The sequence below is a fragment of the Pseudomonas sp. NFPP12 genome (assembly GCF_900103205.1).
Taxonomy (GTDB): domain Bacteria; phylum Pseudomonadota; class Gammaproteobacteria; order Pseudomonadales; family Pseudomonadaceae; genus Aquipseudomonas; species Aquipseudomonas protegens.
On the sequence record NZ_FMWW01000006.1, the window covers coordinates 14,025 to 29,019 of the forward strand.

Consider the following 14,995-nt stretch of genomic DNA (forward strand, 5'->3'; position numbering starts at 1 on the left):
AGGAAACATGTTAGTTTGCCGCCCTCATCCGAACCGTTATAGGGACATTACGTGAAACAAAAGCACGGACTGGCGCTCTGCGTCGCACTGCTGATTTCGGGCTGTGGGAAACAGGAGGTTGCAGGCCCCGCCAGCAAAGTGCTGTCACCTGAAAAAGTTGCAGACATTGCTTCGACCATCAGCCGCAGATACCCGGACCTGTCCCCGCAAGTCCGCGATGCGGTGCTCAACACCGTCGTGCGTTCGATGGACAACATGGTGCTGATCGAAGGTGGCGAATTCCAGATGGGGGATTTCGGCTGGCCCCGTGGCTTCGACCCACAGGCGTTGTGCCAATGGCCCTGTGGCGTGGACCCGGCCAACATGGAACGGATCAGCCTCGACATCGATGACGACTTCGTTCACCCGGTCAAATTGAGCAGCTACTACCTGTCCTCGCTGCAAACCACCTTGGGCGATTTCGATCTGTTCTTCCTGGCGCAAGGCAGGCCGCAATTCGACGCGGCACTGCGCAAACGCGAAGACATGAAACACCTCTACCAGGAAAACCTGCCCGCCCCGGCGTCTCGAAAATGGCAAGAGGCCAAGGATTATTGTGGCTGGCTTGCAGACCTCAGCGGCTATGCCGTGGATCTTCCGACCGAGGCCCAATGGGAATATGCCGCGCGCAACCGTGGCCAGCCGGTGATGTTCGCGACCGACAACGGCAATCTGGACTATGGCCGCAACTTTCCGGCGCCTGACGACAACGAAACCTTCGCCGTGGACAGGTTTGTGCCTAACCCGCTGGGCCTCTACAACCTCACCGGCAATGCCAGTGAATGGGTCAACGACTGGTACGACAAACACTACTACCGCGAATCTCCCGTGGAGAATCCGCAAGGGCCTGAAACAGGCATTTATCGAGCGCAACGGGGCGCCAACAACAAGTTTGCCAACGACCCGACCTTTTCTCCTTCGGCCAGCACCGTCCGCCGTTGGCGTTGGGGAGCACTCGCGGCCTGGAATGCCCCCGGGGTCAGCTTTCGCTGCGCTATCCAGTCGGCGCAACCCCTTTAAAGACCGAGCAGCGACAGCATGATGAAGGTCGCAAACAGCACGAAGTGAGTCATGCCTTCTATGGCATTGGTTTCACCGTCGTTAAGGTTGATCGCGCTGACGATCAGGGTGATGAACACCATCACCGTTTGCACCGGGGTCATGGCCATCTGGAAGGGCTGGCCGGTGTACAAGGCCATGGCCTCCATCACCGGCACCGTGAGGATCACCGTCGACAGGGAAGCGCCCAGGGCCACGTTGACCACCGACTGCATGCGGTTGGCCAGGGCGGCGCGCAGGGCGGTCAGGATTTCCGGCGCGGCGGAAATCGCCGCCACCAGGATCGCCGTGATCACCGGCGGTGCGCCCGTGCCTTCCAGGCCCAGGTCCAGGGTCTTGGACATCACCTCGGCCAGGGCGCCGATTACCACCACCCCGAACACCAGGATGCCGATGCTCCAGGCCAGGTTGATGGCATGGGGCTGTTCCTGGGCCTCTTTATTGCGGCGTTTTTCCGGGTAGCTGTAGCTGAAGAAATAGCTGTGCGGCCCGACCTGCATGCGCAGGAACAGGGTATAGAGCACCACCATGGCGCCGATGGTGAAGGCCGAGTAGACCTTCCAGTCGGCCTCGGGGATGAACTCCGGCACCACCATCGACACGCCCATGGCGGTGAGGATCATCACGCTGTAGGTACGCGCCGAGTCGTCGTTGTAGGGCTGCTCGCCATGCTTGATGCCGCCCATCAGTGCGGCCAGGCCGAGGATGCCGTTGATGTCCAGCATCACCGCCGAGTAGATGGTGTCGCGCACCAGGGTCGGCGAGGCTTCGTTGCTCATCATGATCGCCAGGATCACCACTTCCACCAGCACCGCGGCCAGGGTCAGGATCATGGTGCCGTAGGGGTCGCCGACCTTTTCCGCCAGCAGTTCAGCGTGGTGGGCGACGCGCATCGAAGCCATGACGATAAAGCCGATCAGCACCAGCCCGGCGCCCAGGGCGATGCCCTGGCCACTGCCCAGCAACAGATGTTCAAGCGGATAGGCGGCCACGGCGGCCAGCAGCGCAAGCAGTAGAAACTTTTCTTGCTTGAGGGAATTGAGCATTGCAGTCCTTTGACGGGAATAAAAACGAGTACAGGAGATGACTGAAAGACTGCACCAAGTCACTAACGTTTCGTTACATGTTAGTGCACCAGCCCCAGGCTCCGCGCACCGGGATGGGTCTTGAACAGCCCTTCGCCGGCAAGCGGACTCCTGCATTCCAGCTCCGTAGGAGCTGCTTGCCAGCGAAAAGCGCGCCCCAAAGCCCCCGTAGAAACCACCTCGCCGGCGCAACGGCCATCTTTGTTGTCCTCTTGGTCAGCTATTTGCATTGCCCTCCAGTGCTTGCCGCCCCAGCCCCCCACAACAAGATGGAGCTCCATTTCATGCATACACGCCCGTTGCACAAGTTGCTCTGCACCCTGGCCGCCGCCATCGGCCTGAGTGCCAGCCTTACCGCCAGCGCCGCCGATCCGCTGAAGGTCGGTTTCGTCTACATCGGCCCCATAGGCGATCACGGCTGGACCTATCAGCATGAACAGGGGCGCAAGGCCCTGGTGGAAAAATTCGGCGACCAGATCAAGACCAACTACGTGGAGAACGTAGCCGAAGGCGCCGACGCCGAGCGGGTGATCCGCAACATGGCCAAGGACAACTACGACCTGATCTTCACCACCTCCTTCGGCTACATGAACCCCACGCTGAAGGTCGCCAGGCAATTCCCCAAGGTGACCTTCGAACACGCCACCGGCTACAAGCAGGACAAGAACCTCGGTACCTACCTGGCGCGCACCTACGAGGGCCGCTATGTGGGTGGTTTCCTCGCGGCGAAGATGACCAAGAGCAAGAAGATCGGCTACGTCGCCTCCTTCCCCATTCCGGAGGTGATCCGCGACATCAACGCCATCCAGCTGGCCCTGAACAAGTACAACCCGGGCACCGAGATCAAGGTGGTGTGGGTCAATTCCTGGTTCGATCCGGGCAAGGAAGCCGACGCCGCCAATGCCCTGATCGACCAGGGCGCCGACGTGATCTTCCAGCACACCGACAGCCCGGCGCCGATCCAGGCCGCGGAACGGCGTGGCGTGTACGCGGTGGGCTATGCCTCGGACATGGCCCACTTCGGCCCCAAGGCGGTGCTGACCTCCATCGTCAACAACTGGGGCCCGCACTACATCCAGGCCACCCAGGGGGTGATGGACCACAGTTGGAAACCCCAGGACTACTGGGGTGGGCTGAAAGAGGGTACGGTTGAACTGCCCCTCAGCGACCTGCTGCCGGCCCCGGTGAAAACCGAGGCCGAACAGATCATCGCCAGCATCAAGAGCGGCGAGTTCCACCCGTTCACCGGCCCGATCAAGGACCAGGCCGGGGTCGAAAAAATCGCCGCGGGGGTCAGCGCCAGCAATGCCGAACTGGCCTCGATGAACTACTACGTCGAAGGCCTGAAGGCGGACATCCCCAAATAATCTGGTCGTCGCTGTCGGAGCATCCGCCAGCGACGACGGACCGCCAATCAGGATGGGAGCATTTTCATGAATCAACTGCCGATCATCGATATCAGCCCGCTGTATCAGGATGAGCAGCAAGGCTGGGACAGTGTCGCCAAGCAGATCGACCGCGCCTGTCGCGAATGGGGCTTCTTCTACATCAAGGGTCACCCGATCAGCGCACAACGCATCGAGCAATTGCTGAGCACGGCCAAGCACTTCTTCGCCCTGCCCAGTGTTGAAAAACTCAAGATCGATATCACCCAGAGCCGTCACCATCGCGGCTACGGCGCCATCGCCACCGAGCAGTTGGACCCAAGCAAGCCCAGCGACCTCAAGGAAACCTTCGACATGGGCCTGCACCTGCCGGCCGAGCACCCGGACGTGCTGGCGGAAAAACCCCTGCGCGGGCCCAACCGCCACCCCGACCTGCCCGGCTGGCAAGCCCTGATGGAGCAGCACTACCAGGACATGCAGGCCCTGGCCCAGACCCTGCTGCGGGCCATGACCCTGGCCCTGGGCATCGAACGTGATTTCTTCGACCGCCGCTTCCAGGACCCGGTGAGCGTGCTGCGGATGATCCACTATCCGCCGCGCCACACCGCCAGCAGCGCAGAGCAGCAAGGCGCCGGCGCCCACACCGACTACGGCTGCATCACCCTGCTCTACCAGGACGCCGCTGGCGGCTTGCAGGTGCGCAACGTCAAGGGCCAGTGGATCGACGCCCCACCCATCGACGGCAGCTTCGTGGTCAACCTCGGCGACATGATGGCGCGCTGGAGCAACGACCGTTACCTGTCGACCCCGCACCGGGTCATCAGCCCGCTGGGGGTGGACCGCTACTCGATGCCGTTCTTCGCCGAGCCGCACCCGGACACCCGCATCGAATGCCTGCCCGGCTGCCAGGACGCGGAGCACCCGGCCAAGTACCCGGTGACGACCTGCGCCCAATTCCTGCTCTCGCGCTTTGCCGATACCTACGCCTATCGCCGGGAGCTGGAGCAGGCCTGACCGCCCCCCCGGTCAGGTTTTGCCGAACATTTGCGCCGCCAGATGTAGAATGGCGGCTTTTTCGGGCCCGGTGAAAACCTGGCGAAAGCCGCAAGCCACAGCCAGTTCCCCACAGAAGGGCACGGCCCTAGCAGCGCATCACTCTCGCAGCGCCCGCCTGCACCTGATGAGACGACACCATGTATGACTGGCTGAACGCCTTGCCCAAGGCCGAGTTGCACCTGCACCTGGAAGGTTCCCTGGAACCGGAACTGCTGTTCGCCCTGGCCGAACGCAACAAGATCGCCCTGCCCTGGAGCGACGTCGAGACCCTGCGCAAGGCCTACGCCTTCAACAACCTGCAGGAATTCCTCGACCTGTACTACCAGGGCGCCGACGTGCTGCGCACCTCCCAGGACTTCTACGACCTGACCTGGGCCTACCTGCTGCGCTGCAAAGAACAGAACGTGATCCACACCGAACCCTTCTTCGACCCGCAGACCCACACCGACCGTGGCGTGCCGTTCGAAGTGGTGCTCAACGGCATCGCCAGCGCACTCAAAGATGGCGAGCAGCAACTGGGCATCACCAGCGGCCTGATCCTCAGTTTCCTGCGCCACTTGAGCGAAGAAGAGGCGCAGAAGACCCTCGACCAGGCGCTGCCGTTTCGCGATGCATTCGTCGCCGTGGGCCTGGACAGTTCGGAAATGGGCCACCCGCCGAGCAAGTTCCAGCGGGTATTCGACCGTGCGCGCAGCGAAGGCTTCCTGACCGTCGCCCACGCCGGTGAAGAAGGCCCGCCGGAGTACATCTGGGAAGCCCTGGACCTGTTGAAGATCCAGCGCATCGACCACGGTGTACGTGCCTTCGAAGACGAGCGGCTGATGCAGCGGATCATCGACGAGCAGATCCCGCTGACTGTGTGCCCGCTGTCCAACACCAAGCTCTGCGTGTTCGACCACATGTCCCAGCACAACATCCTGCAAATGCTCGAGCGCGGGGTGAAGGTCACGGTCAACTCCGATGACCCGGCCTACTTCGGCGGCTACGTCACCGAGAACTTCCACGCCCTGCACACCGACCTGGGCATGACCCAGGACCAGGCCCGGCGCCTGGCACAGAACAGCCTGGATGCACGGCTGGTCAAGCCGTAACGGCCTTCGCCGGCCAGCCGGCTCCTACACGAATCTGTAGGAGCCGGCTGGCCGGCGAACAGGTCCCCCCCGTCTCTATCAGCTCCCCGCCTCGCTCAACTCCTCCAGGGTCTTGCCCCGGGTTTCCATCCCGAACAGCCAGACCACCCCCGCGGCAATCACGAAGCACGCCGCCCCCAGGGCGAATACGCCGCCCTGCCCGGTCAACGGAAACACCAGCCCGGTCACCAGCGGCCCCAACAGCGAACCGATGCGCCCCACCGCCGAAGCGAACCCCGAGCCCGTGGCCCGGGCCGACGTCGGGTACAACTCGGGGGTATAGGTGTAGAGCACCGCCCACATGCCGAACAGGAAAAACTGCATCAGCAGCCCGGTGCCGATCAGCAGGCTGACGTTGCCGCCAAAGACCGCGCTCTGCCCGTAGAAGAAGGCCATGACCCCGCCGCCAAGCAAGGTCACGATGCACACCGGCTTGCGCCCCCAGCGCTCCACCAGCCAGGCGGCCATGAGGAACCCAGGAATTCCGCCCAGGGAAATCAGCACCGTGTAGTACACCGACTGGGTCACCGCAAAACCAGACTGCTGGAGCAAGGCGCTGAGCCAGGACGTCAGGCCGTAGAAGCCCAGCAAGGCGAAGAACCACAGGCTCCAGATCATCATCGTGCGCTGGCGATAGAGCGGCGACCAGATCTGCTTCAGTGCCGAGAAAAAGTGCCCCGGCGCACTCTCGATACGCGGCAGGTGCAGCGGCTCCGGCAATTGCGCCGTGCCCAGGGAAGCGCGCACCTTGTCTTCGATGCCACACAGCACCCGATCCGCATCGGCGTGGCGCCCGGCCTGTTCCAGCCAGCGCGGTGACTCGGGAATGAAGAAGCGGATCACCAGCACGAACACCGCCGGTACTGCCAGCACCAGGAAGATGTCACGCCAGCCGATCAGCGGCAGGAGGAAATACGAGAGCACCCCGGCGGCGACGAAACCCAGGGGCCAGAAGCCGTCCATCAGGGCGATGTAGCGCCCGCGACGCTGGGCCGGAATCATCTCCGAGAGCATCGACTGGGCGATGGGAAACTCCATGCCCATGCCGATCCCCAGCAGCACCCGGAACAGGGTCAGGCTGTCCACGCTCTGGGCGGTGGAACACAGGTAACTGGCCACGCCCCAGAGCACGATGCTCCACTGGAACACCGGCTTGCGCCCATAGCGGTCGGCAAGCATGCCCGACAGCGAGGCGCCCAGCACCATGCCGAAGAAACTGGAGCTGGCCAGCAGGCCGGCCTGGGCCGAACTCAGGCCAAACTCGGTTTTGATCGAGCCGAGGAGGAAGGTCATCATCGCCAGGTCCATGGAGTCGAAGAAAAACGCCAGGGCGATGATGATGAAGATCACCCGGTGATAGCCGCTGATGGGTAGCCGTTCCAGGCGCTCTGCGGCGCTGTATTCCTGTATGCCCATGCCCGTTCCCCCCGGTTGAATGCTTGACCGCCCGAGTGTGCGGGATCGAGGCCGGGGCTGATTGCCGAGGGCGACCTGTTCGCGTCCACCAGCGACGCCGAGGGCACGGTGCCCAGGCTCGCCGGCAAGCCGGCTCCTATCGCGGGCGTTGCGCGCTGATCTGCGCGCAACGCTCCTGGAGCAGGTCACGCAGTAGTTTCACCGGTTTGCTCAGGTGCGCCCGGTGGGTGCACAGCAGGTTCAGCGACGCGCCTTCGCAGCGCAGTTCCGGCAGCAGTATCTGCAGGCGGCCGGCCAGCACATCGGCGGCCACATCCAGCCAGGACTTGTAGGCAATCCCCTCACCGGCCACGGCCCAGCGCCGCACCACATCGGCGTCGTCGCTCAGGCGGTCACCACTGACGGTGAGGCTCACCTCGCGCTTGCCGTCATGAAAGCTCCAGAGGTCATGAGCCCGGCTGTCGAGCATGTACAACAGGCAGTTGTGCTGGGCCAGTTGCTCCAGCTGGCGCGGCTCGCCGTAGCGGGCCAGATAACGGGGGGCGGCGCACAGCACCCGGCGGTTGTCCGGAGCCACTGGCAGCGCCACCAGGCTGGAGTCCTCCGGTTCGCCGTAACGCAGGGCAATGTCCACCGGCTGGCGGAACAGGTCGGCAATCCGGTCCCCCAGCAGCAGGCGCACGCTGAGCTTGGGATGCTCACGCTGGAACTCGTCGAGCCAGGGCAACAGCAGATTGCGGCCAAAATCCGAAGGGGCAGAAAGCTGCAACACGCCACTGACCTGATCCTGACCGCTGGCCAGCAGGCGCCGGCCTTCATCCAGGTTGCTCAAGGCCGCCCGGGCGTATTCGAGAAAGCCCTCGCCCTCGGCGGTGAGCCGCAGGCTGCGGGTGGAACGGGCCAGCAGCCGTGCGCCCAGGTGTTCCTCGATGCGCTTGAGGGCAGCGCTGGCCACCGCAGGCGACAGGTCCATGACCCGGGCCGCCGCCGACAGGCTGCCCAGGTCTGCGGCACGCACGAACAACTGCAGGTCATCGAATCGCAGCATGAGGTCTTCCTGGATTATCAAAAAAATATTGAAAGAGCCTGCTCTTTTAGCCGGTTTTATCCTCGGGAGAAATAGCCAATCATCCCTCCCATCGCCCAGCACCTGAGGAAGCCCACATGTCCCAAGCCTTCACCGCGATTGCCACCCTGATCGCCAAGCCCCAGCAGCAAGACGTTCTCAAGCGCGAGCTCAGCGCCCTGGTCTCGCCCAGCCGCGAGGAAAGCGGTTGCCAGTACTACGAGCTGCACCAGGATGCCGAGCAACCGGGCACCTTCTACGTGCTGGAGCGCTGGGACGATGAAGCAGCCCTGGAGTTTCACAACAACACCGCGCACTTCCGGCATTTCCTCCATCAGACCCGCGAGGCGATCGAGCACTTCGAGCTCAAGCGCCTGCAGTTGATTGTCTGAGCCTTTTTTCCCTACTCATCATCAGGAACTCAACATGAAAGCCATCGCCTATTACGCTTCCCTGCCCATCGACGATCCCAAGTCCCTGCAAGACATCGAGCTGCCCGAGCCCGTGGCCGGCCCTCGCGATCTGCTGGTGGAAGTCAGGGCCATCTCGGTCAACCCGGTGGACACCAAGGTGCGCCAGAACGTCCAGCCCGAAGGCGGCGCAGCCAAGGTGCTGGGCTGGGACGTGGCCGGGGTGGTCAAGGCCGTGGGCAGCGACGTCAGCCTGTTCAAGGTCGGTGACCGGGTGTTCTACGCCGGCTCCATCGCCCGGGCCGGCGGCAACAGTGAGCTGCACACTGTGGATGAACGGATCGTCGGCCACATGCCCAAGAGCCTGGACTTCGCCGCGGCCGCCGCCCTGCCGCTGACCGCGATCACCGCCTGGGAGCTGCTGTTCGAACGCCTGCAGATCAGCCAGGAGCCGGCTGACAAAGGCCAGAGCCTGCTGATCGTCGGCGCTGCCGGCGGGGTCGGTTCGATCCTCACCCAACTGGCCCGTCAGCTCACCGGCCTCAAGGTGATCGGCAGTGCCTCCCGCGAACAGACCCAGGCCTGGGTCCGCGAGCTGGGCGCCCATGCGGTGGTGGACCACAGCCAGCCACTGAGCGCCGAACTCCAGCGCATCGGCATCGACCAGGTGACCCACGTCGCCAGCCTGACCCAGACCGATGCCCACCTCGACCAACTGGTGGAAGCCCTGGCACCCCAGGGTAAGCTGGCGCTGATCGACGATCCGAAAAGCCTCGATGTGACCAAGCTCAAGCGCAAGAGCCTGTCGTTGCACTGGGAGTTCATGTACACCCGTTCGCTGTTCGAAACCGCCGACATGCAAGAGCAGCACGTGCTGCTCAACCGGGTCGCCGAACTGATTGACGCCGGCACCTTGAAGACCACGGTCGGTGAGCACTTCGGCCAGATCAATGCAGCCAACCTGCGCCGCGCCCACGCCCTGCTGGAGAGCGGCAAGGCTCGCGGCAAGATCGTCCTCGAAGGTTTCTGAGGCGTTAACGAACGGCATCCGGCACCGGTAAAAGGTGCTGGCTGCCGTCAGTCCGAGAGTTGATTCCGGTCATATTTGTGACCGTATTCGGGTCTACACTGGGGGCCCTTGCAGCGCAGTCTTTTACCGTTAGGAGGTCAGCAATGAAGATCCTGATAAAAGAATTGGCACACCCCCAGGGCTCTCAATGGCAGGTACGGCTCGACCAGCATGTGGTGACGTTCCGCAGCGAGGCCGAAGCCCGGGCCTTCACCCAGACCCTGCAAAGCCGCCTGCAAGCCCCCCACCCGATTCCCCAGAGCCAGCGCGCCACCGGCTGACTCAGAGCTCGGCAGCCTTCAGCGCCCGGGCATTCTGCAAGCGCCGGGTCATGACCGCCATGCTCACCGCCAGCACACCGCACAGGCTGATGACCATGGCCATCGGCATGGCGCTGCCGTCATGCAGCACACCCACCAGGTATGCCGCCCCTGCCGCCACGCTGAATTGCAGGCAACCGAGCATCGCCGAGGCGCTGCCGGCCCGTGCGCCCTGACCATTCATGGCGCAGGCTGCGGCATTGGGAATGATGCAGCCCAGGCTGGCGATACACACGAACAGCGGCAGCAGCAGCGGCCAGAGCGCACTGGTGTGCAAGGCGCTGACGCCGAGCAGGGCCAGGCCCGCTGCCAGGTAGATCCACACGGTGCGCGCCAGCAGGAACGCCGGGCCACGCTTGGCCAGCAGGCGCGCATTGATCTGCGCAACCAGGATGAAGCCCCCGGCATTGATCCCGAAGAACCAGCCGAAGTGCTCGGCTGGCACGCCGTAGAGCTTGATGAAGACAAAGGGCGAACCGGCAATGTAGGAAAACATCCCGGCAATGGCGATCCCGCCGGTCAAGGCGTGGCCAAGAAATACCCGGTCCGACAGTAGCAGGCCATACTGGCGCAGCGCCCCGGACAGAGGCAGGCGCGGGCGGGTGGCCGGCATGCTTTCCGGCAGGCCCAGGGCCACTGCCAGCCCGGACAGTGCACTGAACACCGTGAGCATGATGAAGATCGACTGCCAGCCGTAGAGGTTGACCAGCAGGCCGCCCAGCATTGGCGCCAGGATCGGGGCCAGGCCCATCACCAGCATCAGTTGGGAGAAGACCTTGGCCGAACCCACCGCATCGCACTTATCGCTGACCACCGCCCGGGAAATCACCATCCCGGCGCATCCGCCCAGGGCCTGGACAAAGCGTGCGCCGATCAGCCATTCCAGGTTCGGCGCATAGGCGCAGGCCAGGGAGGCCAGCGTGAACAGGCCCACCCCCGCCAGCAGCGGCAGGCGCCGGCCAAAACGATCGGCCACCGGGCCATAGGCCAGCTGGCCGATGGACAGGCCGAGGAAGTAGGCGGCCAGGGTCAGCTGAACGTGTTTTTCATCGGTGCCGAAAGCCAGGGCCATCGAGGGGAAGGCCGGCAGGTAGAAGTCGATGGCCAGCGGGCCGAAAGCGCTCAGAGCGCCGAGAATCAGGATTGTGCGGAGGTTCATGGCATCCAAACGAGCGTTGGTCAGCGGTCGCACAGTCTAGCCGCGCTTGGACGCCTTGAACATTCCGATAGGTCGCTAACTATATAAAAAGGCTCAGGCAACCTTGACCGCGTAGCCTTCCTCGCTGATCAGGCTGATCACCTCATCGCTGGACAGGCGGCTCTCGACCCCGACTTCCTTGGCCGCCAGATCCACCCGCACGGTGGCCGCCGGGTCCTTGCTTTGCAGCGCCTGGGTGATGGCACGCACACAGTGACCGCAGGACATGCCTTGAACGTTGAATACTTGCATTGCGTTTCTCCTGTATTGGGTTGGAGCAAGTCTTGTCCTTGCCACCATGGCAAGGTCAAGTTCCGGATTGATCTGCCGGGCTGGAAATCGGCGGCGCGCTCGGCCAAGCTGCACGTCTTACGACATCACAGCGGGAGATTCAGCCATGCGCTGGTCAACTTTCAGCCTCGTCGGCCTCCTGGGCCTGTTCGCGGCAACCCCATCGGCGCTGGCCGCCGGAGAGGACTACGGCGTGCTGATCATTTCCAGGGAGCGGCTGGAAGTCGCCACGTCCTGCGAAATCGGCCTGTACATCCAGGACCAGCTCGCCGGCCGGCTGTTCCAGGAACAGAGCGCCTCGTTCAACCTGCCGCCGGGCAAGGTTTCCCTGCGCCTGAAACTGCTGCCAGGCCAGGCCCCGGGCTGCAATGCCGGGTTGCTTGCCCCGAGTTCCCAGGACATCAGCCTGCGGGCTGGCGATGTGCTGAAGTTCCGCATCGCCATGAACGCCTCGGGCATGTACCTCAAGCCCGCCGCCCTGGAATACTGACACCCCGCCCCCTGCCGAGCTCCCGGGGCCTGTCGTTCGCGCACTGCGAGCAGCCCCTGGGACAAAATGAAGCACCCGTGCGATGCCCCCTTGACCTTGCCTGCGTGGCAAGGTTGATCCTGTAGGCAACATTCACAGGGAGCGTCGCCATGCCTGAATCAACCACTTTCGACCTGCCGATTGCCGGCATGACCTGCGCCAGTTGCGCCGGGCGCGTAGAGCGTGCCCTGGGCAAGGTCGCCGGCATTCGCACGGTCAGCGTCAACCTGGCCACGGAACAGGCTCGGGTCGAAGCACCGCAAGACAGCCTGCCGGCCCTGCTGGAAGCCGTGGAAAACGCCGGCTATAGCGTGCCGGTGCAAGCCGTCGAACTGAGCATCGGCGGCATGACCTGCGCCACCTGCGCCGGGCGAGTCGAACGCGCCTTGAACAAACTCCCCGGCGTCCGCAGCGCCAGCGTCAACCTGGCCACCGAGCGTGCCCATGTCGAACTGCTGGGCCAGGTCGACCCGACGCTGCTGATCAATGCCGTGACCCAGGCCGGCTACTCCGCCAGCCTGTGGCAGGCCGAGCAGAAACAGGGCGACGAGCAACAGCAGAACCTGCGACGCGAGCGCTGGAGCCTGGTGCTGGCCATCCTCCTGGCACTGCCCCTGGTGCTGCCGATGCTGGTGCAGCCGTTCGGCCTGCACTGGATGCTTCCGGCCTGGGCCCAGTTCGCCCTGGCCACCCCGGTGCAGTTCATCTTCGGTGCACGCTTTTATGTCGCGGCCTGGAAGGCCGTGCGCGCCGGCAGCGGCAACATGGACCTGCTGGTGGCCCTGGGCACCAGCGCCGGCTATGGCCTGAGCCTGTACGAGTGGGCCACCGCCGCCGCGGGCAGCATGCCGCACCTGTACTTCGAGGCCTCGGCGGTGGTAATCGCCCTGGTGCTGCTGGGCAAATACCTGGAAAGCCGCGCCAAGCGCCAGACCGCCAGTGCCATCCGCGCCCTGGAAGCCCTGCGTCCGGAGCGGGCGATCCAGGTCATCGACGGCCGCGAACAGGAAGTGGCGATCAGCGCCTTGCGCCTGGGTGACCTGGTGCTGGTCAAGCCCGGCGAGCGCTTTCCGGTGGACGGCGAAGTCATCGAAGGCCAGAGCCACGCCGATGAAGCGCTGATCAGCGGCGAGAGCCTGCCCGTGCCCAAGCAACCCGGCGACAAGGTCACCGGTGGCGCCATCAACGGCGAAGGCCGGCTGCTGGTGCGCACCCTGGCCCTGGGGGCGGAAACCGTGCTGGCGCGGATCATTCGCCTGGTGGAAGACGCCCAGGCCGGCAAGGCACCGATCCAGAAACTGGTGGATAAAGTCAGCCAGGTATTCGTGCCCACTGTCCTGGTGCTGGCGCTGATCACGCTGGTGGGCTGGTGGCTGTACGGCGCACCGCTGGAAACCGCGGTGATCAACGCCGTGGCGGTGCTGGTGATCGCCTGCCCTTGCGCCCTGGGGCTGGCCACGCCCACGGCGATCATGGCCGGCACCGGCGTGGCGGCCCGCCACGGCATCCTGATCAAGGATGCCGAAGCCCTGGAGCGGGCCCACGAAGTCAGTTCGGTGGTCTTCGACAAGACCGGCACCCTGACCTCCGGCACCCCGCGCATCGCCCATATGCAGGCGGTGGAAGGCGATGAAAACAGCGTGCTGCAACTGGCCGGTGCCCTGCAGCGCGGCAGTGAGCACCCTCTGGCCAAGGCGGTGTTGGACCTGTGCCAGGAACGCCAACTGCCGGTGGCTGACGTCAGCGCCAGCCAGTCCCTCACCGGGCGAGGCATCGCCGGCACCCTGGAGGGCCGCCAACTGGCCCTGGGCAACCGCCGCCTGCTGGAAGAAAGCGGCCTCAACCCCGGCGATCTGGCCCAGGCGGCCAGGGACTGGGAACACGAAGGCCGGACCCTGTCCTGGCTGATCGAGCAGAGCCCGCAATCCCGGGTGCTGGGCCTGTTCGCCTTTGGCGACACCCTCAAGCCCGGCGCGTTGCAGGCGGTGCAGCAACTCAATGCACGGCATATCAGCAGCCATTTGCTGACCGGCGACAACCGCGGCAGCGCCAAGGTGGTGGCCGACGCCCTGGGCATCACCGACGTGCACGCCGAAGTGCTGCCGGCGGACAAGGCGGCCACGGTGGCCGAGCTGAAAAAGACCGGCGTGGTGGCCATGGTCGGGGATGGTATCAACGACGCCCCGGCCCTCGCGGCGGCGGACATCGGCATCGCCATGGGCGGCGGCACCGACGTGGCCATGCATGCGGCCGGCATCACCCTGATGCGCGGCGATCCACGGTTGATCCCGGCGGCCCTGGAAATCAGCCGCAAGACCTACGCGAAGATCCGCCAGAACCTGTTCTGGGCCTTCGTCTACAACCTGATCGGCATCCCGCTGGCGGCCTTCGGCCTGCTCAACCCGGTGCTCGCCGGGGCGGCCATGGCGCTGTCCAGCGTCAGCGTGGTCAGCAATGCGCTACTGTTGAAAACCTGGAAACCCAAAGACCTGGAGAACGCCGAATGAACATCGGCCAAGCAGCCCGAAAGAGCGGCCTGAGCGCCAAGATGATCCGTTACTACGAGTCCATCGGCCTGCTCAAGCCCGCCCATCGCAGTGACAGCGGCTATCGCCTGTATGGCGATGACGACCTGCACAGCCTGGCCTTCATCAAGCGCTCCCGGGACCTGGGGTTTTCCCTGGAGGAGGTGGGCAAGCTGCTGACCCTGTGGCAGGACCGGCAGCGGGCCAGCGCCGATGTGAAGGCCCTGGCCCGCCAGCATATCGACGAGTTGAACCAGAAGATCCGCGAGCTGGCAGGGCTGCGCGACACCCTGCAGGACCTGGTGGAGCACTGCCAGGGCGACCACCGCCCGGACTGCCCGATCCTCAAGGAACTGGCCTCGGGCAGTTGCTGCGGATCCTGAGCCTGTGACCTGCCGGCCCATGTAGCCGCTGCCG

General features: G+C 64.4%; 15 protein-coding genes. 10 read left to right on the forward strand and 5 right to left on the reverse strand.

From position 1 onward, the window contains the following. The first annotated feature begins 51 nt into the window (after nucleotides 1-51). Entirely contained in the window at nucleotides 52-1,059 is a 1,008-nt protein-coding gene (locus tag BLS75_RS24965) for a formylglycine-generating enzyme family protein (RefSeq protein WP_072451973.1), read from the forward strand. On the opposite strand, the gene BLS75_RS24970 is transcribed toward BLS75_RS24965, so the two are convergent. Then, nucleotides 1,056-2,144, reverse strand: a complete 1,089-nt coding sequence (locus BLS75_RS24970) for a calcium:cation antiporter (protein WP_011059091.1) — start codon at nucleotides 2,142-2,144, stop codon at nucleotides 1,056-1,058. The genes BLS75_RS24965 and BLS75_RS24970 overlap by 4 nt on opposite strands. 323 nt (nucleotides 2,145-2,467) lie before the next feature. Here BLS75_RS24970 and BLS75_RS24980 point away from each other — a divergent pair, with 323 nt between their 5' ends. The 3 genes from BLS75_RS24980 to BLS75_RS24990 all read left to right on the forward strand — a co-directional run bounded on the left by BLS75_RS24980 (nucleotide 2,468) and on the right by BLS75_RS24990 (nucleotide 5,715). After that, entirely contained in the window at nucleotides 2,468-3,550 is a 1,083-nt protein-coding gene (locus tag BLS75_RS24980; RefSeq protein ID WP_011059090.1) for a BMP family ABC transporter substrate-binding protein, read from the forward strand. Between the two features lie 66 nt (nucleotides 3,551-3,616). Then, on the forward strand, nucleotides 3,617-4,582 hold the full coding sequence (locus BLS75_RS24985) for a 2-oxoglutarate and iron-dependent oxygenase domain-containing protein (RefSeq protein WP_015634027.1): 966 nt from the start codon (nucleotides 3,617-3,619) through the stop codon (nucleotides 4,580-4,582). Nucleotides 4,583-4,761: 179 nt separating this feature from the next. Further along, a complete protein-coding gene (locus tag BLS75_RS24990; protein ID WP_011059088.1) occupies nucleotides 4,762-5,715 on the forward strand; it encodes an adenosine deaminase in 954 nt (317 codons plus the stop codon). Nucleotides 5,716-5,793: 78 nt separating this feature from the next. Here BLS75_RS24990 and BLS75_RS24995 read toward each other — a convergent pair whose 3' ends face one another. Next, nucleotides 5,794-7,170 (reverse strand): MFS transporter, encoded by a 1,377-nt coding sequence (locus tag BLS75_RS24995; protein WP_041115768.1) that lies wholly within the window; start codon nucleotides 7,168-7,170, stop codon nucleotides 5,794-5,796. Nucleotides 7,171-7,306: 136 nt separating this feature from the next. After that, a complete protein-coding gene (locus tag BLS75_RS25000) occupies nucleotides 7,307-8,218 on the reverse strand; it encodes a LysR family transcriptional regulator (protein WP_011059086.1) in 912 nt (303 codons plus the stop codon). A gap of 116 nt (nucleotides 8,219-8,334) precedes the next feature. On the opposite strand from BLS75_RS25000, the gene BLS75_RS25005 reads away from it, so the two are divergent. The 3 genes from BLS75_RS25005 to BLS75_RS32440 all read left to right on the forward strand — a co-directional run bounded on the left by BLS75_RS25005 (nucleotide 8,335) and on the right by BLS75_RS32440 (nucleotide 9,996). Then, the gene (locus BLS75_RS25005) at nucleotides 8,335-8,628 is read left to right on the forward strand and encodes a putative quinol monooxygenase (protein WP_015634025.1); all 294 of its coding nucleotides are present in this window, start codon (nucleotides 8,335-8,337) and stop codon (nucleotides 8,626-8,628) included. Nucleotides 8,629-8,662: 34 nt separating this feature from the next. Then, the gene (locus BLS75_RS25010; protein ID WP_072451975.1) at nucleotides 8,663-9,676 is read left to right on the forward strand and encodes a zinc-binding alcohol dehydrogenase family protein; all 1,014 of its coding nucleotides are present in this window, start codon (nucleotides 8,663-8,665) and stop codon (nucleotides 9,674-9,676) included. A gap of 143 nt (nucleotides 9,677-9,819) precedes the next feature. Then, nucleotides 9,820-9,996, forward strand: coding sequence for a hypothetical protein (locus BLS75_RS32440; RefSeq protein WP_015634024.1), 177 nt, complete (start codon nucleotides 9,820-9,822; stop codon nucleotides 9,994-9,996). Nucleotide 9,997: 1 nt separating this feature from the next. Here BLS75_RS32440 and BLS75_RS25015 read toward each other — a convergent pair whose 3' ends face one another. Together BLS75_RS25015 and BLS75_RS25020 are read right to left on the reverse strand one after the other, a co-directional pair. Next, nucleotides 9,998-11,194 carry a multidrug effflux MFS transporter gene (locus BLS75_RS25015; RefSeq protein WP_072451976.1) on the reverse strand — a complete coding sequence of 399 codons (1,197 nt, stop codon included), beginning with the start codon at nucleotides 11,192-11,194 and terminating at the stop codon, nucleotides 9,998-10,000. Between the two features lie 93 nt (nucleotides 11,195-11,287). After that, nucleotides 11,288-11,485: a heavy-metal-associated domain-containing protein gene (locus tag BLS75_RS25020; RefSeq protein WP_011059081.1), complete on the reverse strand. Its 198-nt coding sequence runs from the start codon at nucleotides 11,483-11,485 to the stop codon at nucleotides 11,288-11,290. A 145-nt stretch (nucleotides 11,486-11,630) separates the two neighbouring features. Here BLS75_RS25020 and BLS75_RS25025 point away from each other — a divergent pair, with 145 nt between their 5' ends. The 3 genes from BLS75_RS25025 to cueR all read left to right on the forward strand — a co-directional run bounded on the left by BLS75_RS25025 (nucleotide 11,631) and on the right by cueR (nucleotide 14,961). Continuing rightward, entirely contained in the window at nucleotides 11,631-12,014 is a 384-nt protein-coding gene (locus BLS75_RS25025; RefSeq protein WP_011059080.1) for a hypothetical protein, read from the forward strand. Nucleotides 12,015-12,163: 149 nt separating this feature from the next. Then, on the forward strand, nucleotides 12,164-14,560 hold the full coding sequence (locus BLS75_RS25030) for a heavy metal translocating P-type ATPase (protein ID WP_072451977.1): 2,397 nt from the start codon (nucleotides 12,164-12,166) through the stop codon (nucleotides 14,558-14,560). Continuing rightward, complete coding sequence (cueR, locus tag BLS75_RS25035) at nucleotides 14,557-14,961, forward strand: Cu(I)-responsive transcriptional regulator (protein WP_011059078.1); 405 nt, start codon at nucleotides 14,557-14,559, stop codon at nucleotides 14,959-14,961. Before BLS75_RS25030 ends, cueR begins: the two co-directional genes overlap by 4 nt. Nucleotides 14,962-14,995 lie beyond the last annotated feature (34 nt).